At 62.8% G+C, this 13,719-nt stretch carries 16 protein-coding genes; 3 read left to right on the top strand and 13 right to left on the bottom strand.

The features are described 5' to 3' along the window. Window positions 1-16 precede the first annotated feature (16 nt). From BDK88_RS08950 to BDK88_RS08900, 11 genes are all read right to left on the bottom strand, one after another. Window positions 17-451 (bottom strand): hypothetical protein, encoded by a 435-nt coding sequence (locus BDK88_RS08950; RefSeq protein ID WP_130500134.1) that lies wholly within the window; start codon window positions 449-451, stop codon window positions 17-19. A gap of 71 nt (window positions 452-522) precedes the next feature. Continuing rightward, a complete protein-coding gene (tpiA, locus tag BDK88_RS08945; protein ID WP_130500133.1) occupies window positions 523-1,167 on the bottom strand; it encodes a triose-phosphate isomerase in 645 nt (214 codons plus the stop codon). Window positions 1,168-1,246: 79 nt separating this feature from the next. After that, window positions 1,247-1,789: a multiprotein bridging factor aMBF1 gene (locus BDK88_RS08940; RefSeq protein ID WP_130500132.1), complete on the bottom strand. Its 543-nt coding sequence runs from the start codon at window positions 1,787-1,789 to the stop codon at window positions 1,247-1,249. A gap of 86 nt (window positions 1,790-1,875) precedes the next feature. After that, complete coding sequence (locus BDK88_RS08935) at window positions 1,876-2,490, bottom strand: CDP-alcohol phosphatidyltransferase family protein (protein ID WP_130500131.1); 615 nt, start codon at window positions 2,488-2,490, stop codon at window positions 1,876-1,878. After that, on the bottom strand, window positions 2,487-3,041 hold the full coding sequence (locus BDK88_RS08930; protein WP_130500130.1) for an adenylate kinase family protein: 555 nt from the start codon (window positions 3,039-3,041) through the stop codon (window positions 2,487-2,489). The genes BDK88_RS08935 and BDK88_RS08930 overlap by 4 nt, the downstream gene beginning before the upstream one ends. Next, window positions 3,038-4,171, bottom strand: coding sequence for a histidinol-phosphate transaminase (gene hisC, locus BDK88_RS08925; RefSeq protein WP_130500129.1), 1,134 nt, complete (start codon window positions 4,169-4,171; stop codon window positions 3,038-3,040). Before hisC ends, BDK88_RS08930 begins: the two co-directional genes overlap by 4 nt. A gap of 182 nt (window positions 4,172-4,353) precedes the next feature. Further along, a complete protein-coding gene (locus BDK88_RS08920; RefSeq protein ID WP_130500128.1) occupies window positions 4,354-4,917 on the bottom strand; it encodes an OsmC family protein in 564 nt (187 codons plus the stop codon). A gap of 102 nt (window positions 4,918-5,019) precedes the next feature. Then, window positions 5,020-6,774 (bottom strand): ATP-dependent DNA ligase LigA, encoded by a 1,755-nt coding sequence (ligA, locus tag BDK88_RS08915; RefSeq protein ID WP_130500127.1) that lies wholly within the window; start codon window positions 6,772-6,774, stop codon window positions 5,020-5,022. Between the two features lie 108 nt (window positions 6,775-6,882). Next, window positions 6,883-7,239 carry a HalOD1 output domain-containing protein gene (locus BDK88_RS08910; RefSeq protein WP_130500126.1) on the bottom strand — a complete coding sequence of 119 codons (357 nt, stop codon included), beginning with the start codon at window positions 7,237-7,239 and terminating at the stop codon, window positions 6,883-6,885. Window positions 7,240-7,298: 59 nt separating this feature from the next. Beyond that, on the bottom strand, window positions 7,299-7,958 hold the full coding sequence (locus BDK88_RS08905; protein ID WP_130500125.1) for a helix-turn-helix domain-containing protein: 660 nt from the start codon (window positions 7,956-7,958) through the stop codon (window positions 7,299-7,301). A 170-nt stretch (window positions 7,959-8,128) separates the two neighbouring features. Beyond that, complete coding sequence (locus BDK88_RS08900; protein ID WP_130500124.1) at window positions 8,129-8,758, bottom strand: class I SAM-dependent methyltransferase; 630 nt, start codon at window positions 8,756-8,758, stop codon at window positions 8,129-8,131. A 98-nt stretch (window positions 8,759-8,856) separates the two neighbouring features. On the opposite strand from BDK88_RS08900, the gene BDK88_RS08895 reads away from it, so the two are divergent. Beyond that, entirely contained in the window at window positions 8,857-9,864 is a 1,008-nt protein-coding gene (locus BDK88_RS08895) for a pyridoxal phosphate-dependent aminotransferase (protein WP_130500123.1), read from the top strand. 153 nt (window positions 9,865-10,017) lie between these two features. On the opposite strand, the gene BDK88_RS08890 is transcribed toward BDK88_RS08895, so the two are convergent. Then, the gene (locus BDK88_RS08890) at window positions 10,018-11,268 is read right to left on the bottom strand and encodes an RNA-guided endonuclease InsQ/TnpB family protein (protein ID WP_130500122.1); all 1,251 of its coding nucleotides are present in this window, start codon (window positions 11,266-11,268) and stop codon (window positions 10,018-10,020) included. A gap of 170 nt (window positions 11,269-11,438) precedes the next feature. Here BDK88_RS08890 and BDK88_RS08885 point away from each other — a divergent pair, with 170 nt between their 5' ends. Both BDK88_RS08885 and BDK88_RS08880 read left to right on the top strand, forming a co-directional pair. Continuing rightward, window positions 11,439-12,599 (top strand): methionine adenosyltransferase, encoded by a 1,161-nt coding sequence (locus BDK88_RS08885; RefSeq protein WP_130500121.1) that lies wholly within the window; start codon window positions 11,439-11,441, stop codon window positions 12,597-12,599. Between the two features lie 33 nt (window positions 12,600-12,632). Continuing rightward, window positions 12,633-13,289, top strand: a complete 657-nt coding sequence (locus tag BDK88_RS08880; protein WP_130500120.1) for an Ntn hydrolase family protein — start codon at window positions 12,633-12,635, stop codon at window positions 13,287-13,289. 6 nt (window positions 13,290-13,295) lie between these two features. On the opposite strand, the gene BDK88_RS08875 is transcribed toward BDK88_RS08880, so the two are convergent. Then, the gene (locus BDK88_RS08875; protein WP_130500119.1) at window positions 13,296-13,607 is read right to left on the bottom strand and encodes an MTH1187 family thiamine-binding protein; all 312 of its coding nucleotides are present in this window, start codon (window positions 13,605-13,607) and stop codon (window positions 13,296-13,298) included. Window positions 13,608-13,719 lie beyond the last annotated feature (112 nt).

The raw sequence follows: 13,719 nt of genomic DNA, 5'->3' as shown, positions 1-13,719 counted from the left end.
TACGTCAGACTTGCATTTAACTGCTGTCGTGTTCCGGTCGGTAATTTTTGATCGTCAAGAGGACACGTTGGGAAAACTCGAGTTGGGAAAGGTCTGACCCCAGTTGCTCGAACCACTCGCGTTCGACGTACCACCAGCCGCGAACGTCACCCTCGGTCGTCAGCGACGTCACCTCCAGCCGGCCCGGCGTCCACGAGCGTTCGTCACCGATCGTCAGCAGCGTCCGCAACACCGCGCCGACCTCGTTGCGCGTGATCCCTGACGCCTCCGTGACCACCTCGTAGGCGAGTTCGATCCCGGCTCCGTCTTCGGCAGGCGGCTCACCCTCGTCTTTCCACGCGAACGACGTCAGGTAGATGCCGTGGCCCATCAGGCGATTCTCGAGCGTCACGGCGATTGGACGCTCCCCGGTTGCCGAATCCCGCTCGGTGGTGGCCCTGTCGTCGGTCATACGTGTCGTTCGACGGGCACAGAGAAAAGTCGGTCGGCGGCGCGTGTGTCGGCTCTCGCTCCCGAAGCGACTTACAGCGGCGCGACGAGATCCTCGAGCGCCGCTTTCGGATCGTCGGCTTTTGCGACGCCGCTTGCGAGCAACACGCCTTCGGAACCGAGGTCGCCAGCCGCGACGACGTCGTCGCCCGTACTGATACCGGCCCCACAGAGGACTGAGACGTCTGCATCGACGCTCGCCGCGGCGTCGACGGCGTCCTCGACGACGTCGGGATCGGCCTGACTGACCGGCGTCCCGGTGCCGATGAGTTCCGGAGGCTCGACGGCGACGGCATCCGGTCCGAGCGCCGCGGCCGCGCCGATCTGGGCCGGATTGTTCGCACAGACGACCGTCTCGAGGTCGGCTCGCTCGGCTGCCTGGACGGCACCGTCGATATCGGCCAGTTTCAGCCGCTGCTCGGAGTGGTTGATCAGGGTGCCGACCGCGCCCGCGTCGGCGACGTGTTCGGCGAGCGTGTGGCCGGTATTGCTCCCGTGGTCGATCGGATCGACGTGCTGGGCCCACGTCTCCGCGCCCGTCTCGGCGACACGCTCGATGTGGGCTGCCGACGGCGCGACGGCCAGCCGGGCGTCGGTGGTTTCGTTGACATCGCGGACGGCTTCCGCGACTGCGACTGGATCACACGGATAGGTCTTCAGGTTGACTAAGACGAACATATCGGCAACCGCACTCGCACGGAAGAAATAGCTTGCGAGTCGGCGACGCGGACCCTGCAGGCACGCCCCGCGTCACACGTCAGTCTTTGCGCTTGACGACGTCGCCGAGGGTGTAACTACCCGTCGACGAGCCACCGGACCACTCCGAATCCTCGCCGGAACTCCCCTGTGCGCTCAGGACGATCTCGAGAAAGTTCTCGAGTTTGGACTGGACGCGGTCGCTCGGGAGGGTGTCACCGCGTTCGATCTTTCGGATGAGGCTTGCTTTCTCGTTGAGTTCGTTTGCCAGCTCGGACTGGCTCAGCCCCTTGCTCTCGCGAGCGTTTCGGACACGATCGTCGTAATCGGTCGCGAGCTCGTCCATGTCGTCGAACATGTCCGAGCGACGCTGCGTCGAGCCGCCGGAACTCGACGTGCTCGTACTCGTCGTCGACTGGCTCCCCCCGCTCGATGCGGACGAACTCGAGTCGGTCGAGTACTTGGTCGACGTGCTCGAACTCGAGGTCTGTTTGACTTCAGTGCCGAAGTCCGTGCAGTTCGAACACACGTCTAGCTTCGCACCCTCGACTTTGATCGTCTTCGGGGACGACGTCTCGGCCCCACACATCTCGCACTGAACCATACCCAATTCTATATCGCGCCGAGGGATAAAGGACACGGCGTCGTTTCAGACGACGGAAGACCCGGGCAACGGCCGAAAACGCACGCTCACTCGAGGGCGGCCCAGGAGTAGTAAAAGCGCTGGAGTGCAGTCAGGTGGCCGACGACCGCGAGGAAGACCAACAGCAGGCCGACGAGAGTAAACTCACCGACGACTGGTCCCGAGACCGGGTAGGCCAGCAGGCCGACGACACCGATGATCGCCAGCCGGTCTGCACGACCGACGAGGCCGCCATAAACCCGATCGAGGCCGACGGCCTGGGCCTGCGTGCCGAGATAGGAGGTCATGACCACGCCGGTCACGGCGGCAAAGCCAAGCAGGTAGTTCTCGAGGCCTGCAGCCAGCCCGGCGATGACGACGATGTCCGCATATCGATCGAGGACGTGATCCAGCAGGTCGCCGCCGGCCGAGGCGACCTCCTGTTCGCGCGCGAGCGCGCCGTCGACGATGTCGAGCCAGCCGTTCAGGAAGACGAGCCCCGCCGCGACGGCGTACCAGACCGGATTCTCGAGGCCACCGAGTGCGAACGCCACTGCGGCCAGCACCGCCATCCCGAACGCGAGCACGCTCACGCCGTTGGGAGTCATCCCGACGCGGTCAAACCCCTTGACGAACGGATCGAGGGCACCCGAGACGTACGGTCGAAACTTATCGAGCGTCATGTGAGATAGTCCATGAAGTCGACCTCGCCGGCGCTTGGCTCGCGCTCGCCCGCCGCAACCGCCGCGAGTTCGTCCGCGACGGCGTCGGGCTCGCGGTCGGTCGTATCGATCTCGTAGACCGACTCGAGACCGTGTTCTTCGACGGCCGCCGAGAGGATCACGTCAAGCGCCTCGCTCTCGGCGTTTTCGGCCGCCTTCGCGTCGGTCTCGCCGCGTTCACGCAACCGTTCCTCGAGCGTCTCTGGGTGACAGCGCAACACGACGACCCGATCCGCGTCGAAGTGATGTGCGAGATGGGATTCGATCACGACGTCGTCGCGGCCCTCGAGCCACTCTGCGAGTGCCTCGAGATCGGCGATCTTGCTCTCACGATCCGCGTCGACTTCGGTGTAGAGCGCTTCATCCTCGAGCACCTGGTTGAGATGGATCACGTCGAGGTCGGGCGTTGGCTCGTCCTCACTTTCGGCGTCCAAATCGGCCAGTCGGGTCTCGAGTAGCTCCGTCGCCGTCGTCTTGCCGGTTCCCGGCGTGCCAGTGACGGCGACTCTCACGGATCGGCCACCTCCGCGTCCGGGTCGTCGGCTACGTCGAGGTCTGCAAGCACGTCATTGAGCGTGTCGACCGCGCGCTCGGTCTCAGCTTCGGTGCCACAGGTAATCCGGATACAGCCGGGGAGGCCGAAACTCGAGCAATCTCGAACGATGACGCCGCGTTCTTGCATCTCGGTGGCGACCGCGGAGGCGTCGCCGACGTCGACGAGGACGAAGTTGCCCTCGCTTTCCCAGACGTGGGCATCGATGGTATCCTGCATGTATGCGCGAGACTCACGGGTCGTCTCGACGGTGCGGACGACGTGTTCCTCGTCCTCGATGGCGGCGAGGCCGGCCCGACAGGCGAGTTCGCTCGCCGCGAAGGGCGTGTTCACGCGGGTGTAGGCGTCGGCCCACTCGCCGGGCACGACGGCGTAACCGAGTCGGACGCCGGCCAGTCCATAGGCTTTCGAGAACGTCCGCAGGACCGCCACGTCGTCGCGTGCGTCGAATTCATCCCAGCCTTCGATCAGGGCGGTCGCACTTTCCCGGTCGGCGAACTCGCCGTAGGCTTCGTCGACGACGACCAGCGTCTCCTCGTCGGTTTCGTCGGCGAGGCGTTCGATTTCCGCGAGTGGCATCGTCGAGCCGGTCGGGTTGTGCGGGCTCGTCAGCCAGATCACGCGCTCGCCGTCGTAGGCCTCGAGGACGACGTCGGCGTCCTGTCGGAAGTCGTCGGCCCGCGAGAGTTCGTACTCGCGGACGTCGCCGTGGTGGAACCGGGAGCTCATCCCGTAATAAGCGAAGCCGGGTCTGGGAACAAGGATATCGTCGCCGGGCTCGAGGGTCGCTCGGTGGAGATAGTCGATCGCGCCGTCGCCGCCGTTGGCCAGCCAGACTTGCTCGTCGGCGACGTTCCAGCGGCTTGCGATGGCGGTCGTCAGATCGGCGTGGGCGGCTTTGGGGTAGGAACTCACGTCCGAAGCCGTCTCCCGGATGGCCACGGTGGCCGCCGGCGAGGGTCCGTGTGGGTTCTCGTTCGAGGCGAGTTTGATGAACTCCGAGGGGTCGCGCCCGAGTTCGCGGGCGACCTCCTCGATGCCTCGACCCGCCTCGTATGCGACGTGATCGGACAGGTCGCGCGGTTGCATACGGGAATCCAGTTTGTGACGGGTCTTAAGAGTGCTCACATATGGTCAACGTGGCCATCGTCGCCTGTCCGCGCTGCTGTGGTGTGTGCTGGTCGTGACGAACGACAGCTGTGTACTGACCGCTCAACGGAGACAGCAGTTGATTCCGTTACGGTGAAAAATATGGTGGCGCGGTCGGTAGTTCACTCACTGATGAGTTGGGTTTCGAGGGGCACGTCAGTGGTGATGACATCCATCAGGGGTGACGTCGCCTCGACGCGTTCGCGCAGTTCCTCGAGTTGTTCCTCGGGAGCATCAGTGGAGACGTACGTCGTACATCGGATCGTTTCGTAGCCGGGGCGAACGTCCTCGGAAATTCCGAGGAAGCCGCGGAGATCGATGTCTCCCTCCATCTCGAAGCGGAGGTCGTCGAGTTCGATATCCATGGCTGCGGCGTTCGCTGCGTAGCCGACACTGAGACACGATCCGAGTGCGCCGAGCAGGAGTTCGACGGCATTCGGCGCCGTTCGCTCTCCCAGAATCTGCTCGGGTTCGTCGCCCTGAAGCGTGAAATCACGGGTGTGGATCGTCTCGCCCGCCTGCTCGAACGCGTTGATCGTCGTTGTCGCCTTGAGGGCGTCCTCCCACTCGGTCTCAGCCCGGAATTGGAACCTGCCGACGTCAGTGTCGTCGCTAATCGCTTCGACTGCCTCCTCGAGGGCGGACACGTCAACACCGTTGATTTCGGTCTTTTCAGTCGTTGCCATTACTGAATCACCATTGCACTCTACAACGAGCAAGAGCATAATCTAGCTAGATACACTCACTCAAGCAGTCAGCTCTGTCCGTCGACTCTGTCTCTCAAGGTGTCACTCCGCTCGTAGCCGCTCTACGCGCTCGAGGCTATCGGCATCAGCCGGATCCTTGTCGTGGCGTACCCCCTGGAATCGCGGGAACCGCAGTGCATAGCCCGAGGAGTACGTCGGCGAGGTCTGGATCTCCTCGTAGCCGACCTCGAAGACGACCGCAGGCTCGAGATCGACGTCCTGCCCGTCTTCGGCCGTGATGTGGCGCTCGAGCAACTCGGTCAACTCTGCGAGTTTGTCGTCCGTAATGCCGGTCGCGACCTTGCCGACTGTTTCGAGGTCGTTACCGTCGCGTACGGACAGTTCGAACGTTCCAAGGAACGTCGCGCGCCGCCCCTCACCCCACTCGGCACCGGTTACCACACAGTCGAGTGTCTCCACGTCCGGTTTGCGCTTGCGCCAGTGTTTGCCGCGGCGGCCCGGTGAGTACGTCGAATCGGGATCTTTGAGCATGATTCCCTCGTGGCCTGCCTCGAGGGCGTCGGCGTCGATCGACTCGATCTCGTCGGGATCGTCGGTTCGCCACAGCAGGGAGAGTCCCTCGACTGCTTCGTCGGCGGTGGGATCGACCGCCTCGCGGCTCTCGGCGTCGGAACCGGCCAGCACCGACCGGAGCCGGTCGTGGCGGGTCGTCAGCGGCTCCGCAAGCAAGTCCTCGCCGTCGGCGTGTAGACAATCGAAAAAGACCGGCCGCACCGTGACGTTCTCGCGAGCCTTTGCGACGTCGTGTTTGCGCCGGAACCGTTTGAGCACCTCCTGAAACGGCAGCGGCGAGCCGTCCTCGTCGATCGCGACGACCTCACCGTCGAGGATCACGGGTCCCTCGAGCGTGTCTTCGGCGAACTCGACGACCTCCGGCAGGGCATCGGTGACCTCCTCCATGTTTCGCGAGAAGACGCGCGTCTCCGCTGACTCGGAGCCGCCGGGTTCGTAGTGTAACTGAATCCGAGCCCCGTCGTACTTCCACTCGACGGCGGCTTCCTCCCACTCCTCGAGCGCGTCAGTGACGGTGCCCGCCTGTGCGAGCATCGCCTGGACGGGCCGACCGACCTCGAGGTCCATCGCGTCCAGCCCTTCGCGTCCCTCGTCGCGAGCGATCCGGGCGACCCGGCCGTAGTCGTTCGACACCTGTAGGGCGCGTTCGACGCGGTCCTCGGGCACGTCGAACGCCGCGGCGATGGCGTCGCGGACGGTTCCCTCGCCGACGCCGATGCGCATCTCCGAGAGGACGATGCGGGCGAGATAGCGCGCCTCCTCGCTCGAGCAGCGATTGAACAGCCCAAAGAGCAGGTCGACCTTGCGGTCCTGGCTCCCCGAGCCCTCGGCGTGGGCCAGTTCCGCGAGCGTCTCGTAGACCTCGCGGACGGTGAGGTCGTCACCGCCACCGTCAGTGCCACCGCCGGCGTACGCACTCAGGCCCTGCTGGCCACCGAAGTCGTAACTCGCCGCCACATCGCCGATCTCGCCGACGTCGGCGAGTCGCTCCTCGACGTCGTCAGCGCCGATGTTCGTCCCCGCTGCGCGGGCGATCGCCTCGTAACATGCGCTCGGCCCGATATCAAGCGTCGTCGAGTCCCAGGCCGGAAATACCCGGCCCTGGGCGAAGCGGGCGACGAGCTCGAGGGTCTGTGGCTCGGCCCCCTCGTCAGTGTCGTCGCCGGCGTCGGCGAGCAAGTCCCGAACGTGGGCGACGATCTCGAGGTCGGCGGCTTCGTCGTCGATCGTCCCGGCGCGGTCGGCGAACGTGGCGAACTCCATCGGCGGTGTCTCTTACCGGGAGCAGTAAAACGGTTCTGAGACGGGGACGTAATGCAGTGGCGATAGAACGGCGCGGTCTGCAGTGGACGGGCCGAAGCGAGTGTGAATTCAGTCGAGATCGGACGCAGACGACGGATTCGAGACGGTGATCTCTCCTGTGGCAGTCACGGTCACGTCGTAGCCGTCATGGGTGAACGTTACCGACCCAGTTCGTGTGTCACCACTGTAGGTCGGACTGAACAGGGCATTGAGCGCGTCGGGATCGATCGTCTCGAAAAGCGGCGTGAGAACGCCGACGGTGTCCATGGTCGCACTCGCGTCCGACTCGGATGCTACACCCTCGGCCTCCCGTAATGCCGCGATGACAGCGTCGCTCAGAGACTCGTCGTCGGCCGCGGTGTAGGTGAGCGGTTCCCGACGGACATCGGCGTCTGCGTGCGTGGATCGGTTTTGTCTCGTGGCCATCAGTATACCAGTATGAACTGCTATTGATTGGTGACTACCCGGGTTTAGTGATCAACGGTTTAATTATCCCTGTCGTTTGCGATCGTACTCCGGACGAGCGCCTTCTGGCCGCGCCGAATGAGCGCCGAGAGCGCTTGGCTCGAGATTTCGAACTCCTCGGCCAACGCTTCTGCCGACGTCTCACGCGGCACCTCGAAGTAGCCCTGTTCCAGCGCGCGATATAACACGTCACGCTGGCGAGCAGTGAGACCGTATTTGGCCGACGCTTCCGCATCGTTTTGATAGAGGCGACGGAGCGCAAACGAGAGGTCAGCCTCGTCACATCGGTCACGATAGCTCGAGAGCGCCTCGCGGCTCGGGATCTGCGCGCGGTACTCCATCGTCGTACCCATCGCTTTGATTTCGAGAAACGTGATCCCGAGTTCGATCGCATCGATATACGTCAGACCACGTTCGCCCGCCGATGATAAGGTGATACGAAAGAGCCGTCGGCCGGAGAGTTCCGCGAGCGTCTCGAAGCTCGTAATAGTCGGATCGTCTGGAAGCTTTTGGAAGAATCGATCGAGTTCGCTTTCTTCTCCCCGTGCCCAGAGGGTTAGCCGCGAGTCGTCTTCCAGCGCCGGCTGCTCGTCTTCGACTTCGACGGTGATCTCGGGGACCGCTTCCCTGGTCTCATACAGGATCGGATTCGAGAGCGTATACTCCGCAATGAAGCTCATTCGGATCGCCCATCGAGAGTTCCAACGATTCGTTCAGTACCCTCGCCTGGACACGGTGGCGGGCCATCAGCCGTTATCAGTCTCGCCTCGGCGGTGTGATCTCGAGTAAACATCCCGTCCGGCGTGTAGGATCGCAGAGAAAACATACCTTTTTGTTATGCTGGCGACAGCTATCTGGTCGCTTTGATCCCGACGAACGAGCCGTCGCCGTACCCCTCTTCGATCGGTTCAGGGCCGTCGATCTCGTCGAGCCAGCGGTAGATCGTCTGGACGAACTCGAAGTCGGTAAAGCCAGCTGCCTCGAGTGCGTCGACGAGTTCATCCGTCGAGACGAACGTCGCATCGCGATAGAACGGGTTCTGCTCCTTTTTCTCCTGATACTGCCGGCCGACGGGACTGTCCTTGTCGATGTAACCGATCACGAGACTGCCCGATGGCGTGAGGATGCGGTCGGCTTCGGCGAGCGTTTGCGGGATGTCGTCGACGAAACAGATCGTCGTCACGATCAACGCGGTGTCGAAGCTTCCCTCCCGAACGGGGAGGGATTCGGCGACCCCTCTGACAACGTCGATACCCCGTGTTTGGGCGCGCTCGAGCATTGCCGCGGCCGGATCGATGCCGACATCGAGCTCGAGAGGAGCGGCAAAGCGCGCGCTACCGACACCGATCTCGATCCCGCGTCCGGTCGCCGGGACGAGCCGCTCGAGTGCCTCGAGCTCGGATCGGTAGGCGTCCTCGTGTGCCTCGAACCAGTCTTCGTAGCGGTCGGTGTGTGCCTCGAACGGGGCTGTTTTCGGCATGCCTGCACGTAGGCTGCGTGGTACTACCAATATTGGGGACGACAGGGCTGCTATGAACCCATGAAAGGTTTGTGATGACATGGCTCGTAGGGCTCGACATGACTGACTCGTCAACGGCAGAGAAGGGTGGCGCTGCGGCCGACGGCGTCAGACTGCTCCTCTGTGAGAATCCACTGCCACCGATCGATGAAGCGATCGCTGCTGCCACGAACGAGGTCCCACACAGTAATCACTATACAGAGCCCTATTCCAACCCGTTGCGCGAGGTCCTCGCCGACCGGCTTGGCGTTCGACCCGCACAGATCCACGTCAACGCAGGCTCCGAACTGATCCTCCGTCAGTTGTTCGATCGCTTCGGCCAACACGTCCACCTCCTAACGCCGACCTACCCGCTGTTTGCGGAAATCGCCGAGCAGTATACCGAAACGCGGCTGCAACCGGAAACCGACTTTCAGTTCGATCTCCGACAGCTAGACATCCCCGACGAAACGACGCTCGCAGTCATCGTCAATCCGAACAACCCGAACGGAGATGGCTTCGACATGCGTCCGCTTCCGGACCTCCTCGAGACCAATCCGGAGACGCGGTTCTTGATCGACGAGGCGTTCGTCGATTTCGTCGACGAATCGGTGGCCCATCTCGTCCCCGAGTACGACAACCTCTTCGTGACCCAGACGTTGTCGAAAGCACACAGCCTCGCGGGCTTTCGCATCGGCTATGCGATCCTCCCCGAACCCATCGCCGACGAGCTGAACGCGAACAACGACGCTTATCCGCTCACGCGCCCGAGTCAAGCCGCCGCGATCGCGACCATAGAGCACGAATCGAAGATCCACGCACGGATCGACCGACTCCAGTCGTGGACGACACAGTTGGCCGCCGACCTCGAGTCGCTGGGAGTGACGACGTTCCCGAGCGAGACGTACTTCTTCCTCGCGGATTTCAGCCCACACGACGCACGCGACGTCGCAGCACAGTTACGAGAGCGAAATATCGTCGTCAAGCCACTCGAGAACGATCGGCTCGGCCCCGGCTATATGCGGGTCACGACGTCTCGACCCGAAGACAACGAGCGGGTCGTCGACGCGCTCGCAGAGATCTTATAATTGTCTTGAAACCGTCGGAACTGCTGTCACTGTCGTTTCGCTGGCGATCAACTACCAATACTCCTGATGGTTCAGGTACCGTCGACAACGTGTGACATCCTCCTCGCCGTAAACGGCGAGGCTTCCCGTACCGTAGGTGGGATATTTGCTGGTCTACGACACGACCTGTTCTCTCGTTTTGAACGTCCCGCTCTCGCGGTCGAACAGGTGTACCGATGGCTGTGCCACACAGCCGTTACTCCTATCCTCACCGTGCGGACTCAGAGTTATCTTCTGGCGCATATTCTCCGCCCCGTTACAATCGGCGTTCCCGACCAATCCACACGATGAACAGACGTACAAGCCCCGTTCCACGCGGTTTGACCTCGTGTCGTCACCACACCGTGAACACGTCTTCGAGGTGTCCCACTCGTTCTCTTTCAGCACCTCAACGCCACGAATCTCCCCCTTGTACGCGAGGTACTGGTAGATACGGTCAAACGCCCACGAGTGCAACTTTTTGTTCCCCGTCTTGCCCCAGTCGGACTCGCGCACGTCTTCAGGCCAGCTCACCGCGAGCGTGCCAACACCGCGCTCGACACACTCCGTGATGATCGTGTCCGTAAGCGTGTGGTAGAAGTGAGTTTCACGGTCTGTGAGTTTCCTGCGTGCCCGCATCGACTTCTCCGAGGGGCCGTTCTCACCCTCAGTGTCGTACTCTGCTCGGGTGAAGTAGTGCTTGTCCTGTTTGAGCGAGTTGCCGGGGTACAGGATGTACTCGTCGGGGAATGCGACTGTGGTGATGTTCTTGATACCGAGATCGATACCGGCCACTTCGTTGCCTGCTGAGTCGTTGGTTTCGAGTTCGACTTTGCAGACGAAGTGCAGTTCCCACTCGTCGCCATTCCAGACGGCTCGAACGTTCTGCACCTTGTTGACTTCTGAAAGGTCAACGTCGGGGCGGGTCTGGTACTCGCAGAGCAGGAAGTCCGACCAGTGTTCTTTCAGGTTCTTGCCCTTTGAGAGTCGGACGCGGTCGTGTTCGGGATCGTGTTTGAAGCCGTCTGCTTTGAACGTGACCGTACTCTTGGGTCGAGTGTCGCCGTGTTTACGGTAGCCGGGAGGATTCGCCTCGTCAAACTTGTGTCGCAGGTCGAACCATGACTGGAAAGCGTCGGAAAGTTCTTCGATGACTTTCTGACTGGATTGTGCGTTCAGGTCTTTCCAGCACGACTGGGTCTTCATGTACGCTTTGAGCGTTCCTTCGTCTGGTATTTCGCCAGCTTCATCCCAGATTCGGTCTGCTGTCCAGCGTGCGACGTTCCAGATTTTCGAGGCGGAATCACCGAGCGAATCGAGGCCATCGCAGACCTGTTGCTGGTTCTGGATGGAACCAACATAGGTTCGAGTGGCCTCAACCGCCATACATAGCCTATGTAGACAAACCTATTTAATTATTCAGATTAGCGTGGAATATCCGGCCTGTTATTGAGCGGTGGATTCCGTAGTTGAGTGACGCGATTCACGCCCGCCGTGAACGGCGGGATTCTCTCGCTGGTTAAAGATAGGTTGTTCCAGCGGTTTTCTCTCTGCCTATGGACGTCTCCGCGGTTTCCGTTTCCCACCTCGAGCGCGATCCCGTCTCGGCACGACCGACGGAGGTCGTCGAACGGAAGGGACTGGGCCACCCGGATTCGATCTGTGATGGGATCGCCGAGGAGGTTTCGCGACGCCTCTCACAGTACTATCTCGAGGAGTTCGGACACATCCTGCATCACAACACCGACAGCGTGCAACTCGTCGCCGGGACGACGGAGCCAGCGTTCGGCGGCGGCGAGATCGTCGACCCGATCTACGTGCTCATCAGCGGCCGGGCGACCACGACCGTCGATGGACGGGACGTTCCGGTCGACAACCTCGCAGTCGACGCCGCTCGAGACTACATCGACGCAACTTTCGACGACCTTCCTGCCGACGCGGTCGAGTTCGACCCGCGGATCGGTGAGACATCCGCCGATTTGAAAGCGCTGTTCGACGAGCAGGGAGCCACGCGAGCGAACGACACCAGTATCGGCGTCGGCTACGCGCCGCTGTCCGAAACGGATCGCATCGTTCGAGGGCTCGAGCCGGCGATCCGCGATGAGATTCCGGCGGTCGGTGAGGACATCAAGGTACTGGGCTGGCGCACGGACGACGAACTCCGGCTGACCGTCGCCGCGGCCGTCGTCTCTCGGTACGTCGCGACTCTCGCGGAGTACGTCGACGTCGTCGCGCAAGTCGAGAACCTGGCCAGCCGCTACGCGAGCGAGCGCACCGAATGCGACGTCCACGTCGACGTCAACGCCGCAGACGACATCGATACCGAGACGGTCTATCTCACCGAAACCGGCCTCTCTGCTGAGATGGGCGACGACGGGAACGTCGGGCGTGGCAACCGCGTCAACGGCCTCATTACGCCCCACCGATCGATGAGCCTCGAGGCGACGGCCGGCAAGAATCCGGTCAGCCACGTCGGCAAACTCTACAACATCGTCGCGACGAACGCTGCAGAACGGATCAATCAGGAACTCGACGCCGAGTATACTGGGATAAAACTCCTCTCCCAGATCGGCGCGCCAGTGACGGACCCCCAGGCTATCGACGTGGAGACGACGGCACGCGACGACGACGAACTCCGGCGGCTCGTGGCCGCCGAACTCGAGGGGATCGACTCGCTCGCTCGTGAGATCGTGGCCGGCGACGTGCAACTGTTTTAGCGCTGGTCGACGTCGAGTCCGTGAGGTGTCACAGTGACAGCACGCCGACTGCGAATCAGTCGATCGCGGGCCGAGGAGCCGCTGACCGACGGCGGTTCCGAGACAGCCGGGACGCTCGTCGGAATCGCGACGCGAGACGGCGTTCTTCTCGCGGCCGACACGCGCACGAGCCAGGGCACGGTCGTCCGAAGCGAGCGCGTTCAGAAGCTCGCGCAGGTCCACCCGACCGCCGCGATGGGATCGACCGACCACCTCGGCGTCATGCAGTCGTTCGTCCGAACGATCCGGCTCGAGGCCGACCGCTACGAGACCGACCGTGGCGACCCGATGACGTTGCCGGAACTGAGTACGGTTGCGGCCGAGAAACTCCGGGAAGAGTCCGAATCAGGGACGTTCGTCCTCGGCGGCGTCGACGCCGACGGATCACACGTCTTCTGCCTGCGCCCGGACGGCGGCGTTCTCGAGGACGAGTTCGTCGCAGTCGGAAGCGGACAGGCGGTCGCAACGGGCGTCCTCGAAGCCGAGGCCACGGACTCGCTGCCGATGGCCGAGGCGCGACGGGTCGCCGGCCGCGCCCTCGCGAGCAGTGCCGAGCGCGACGCACTGACTGGTGTCGGCGTTCGCATCGCCGAAATCACGGCCGCTGGCGTCGAGACGGCCGACTACGAGTCGGTCGACGAACTCCTGTAAGGGCGATCAGTCGCGTCGCCTGGCGTCTCGGCCGAGCTGTCGTTCGACGGCATCGACCTTGTCGCTGGCGCGTTGCTCGACCGTTCGTTTGTCGTCGACTTTCAGCGTCGTGATCACTCGCGCTTCGTCGACGGCCGCGTGTGCTGCTGCGGCGGCGTCGAACAGTTCACTCGCGTCGTCGGCTTCGACGACCGTTCCCATCGGATTCGTCTCGTACGCGACGTCGAAATCCTCGAGCGCGTCGATTGCCTTCGCGACCGCTTCGGACAGACTGCCCTCCCGAACGGGCGTGACGTTGAGCTCACCGATCGCTGTCATGTCTCACAGTACGCCGCCAGCGGATATAATGGCACAACCTGCCCGAACGGGGGTTCTTTGCCGGCCTGCCCTCGACACCCCACTATTCCTATGTATCCGCTCGGTGTTGTCA

This window comes from Natrinema hispanicum (assembly GCF_004217335.1).
In the GTDB taxonomy this organism is placed as follows: Archaea; Halobacteriota; Halobacteria; order Halobacteriales; family Natrialbaceae; genus Natrinema; species Natrinema hispanicum.
This window is presented reverse-complemented; position numbering and strand designations above follow the sequence as displayed.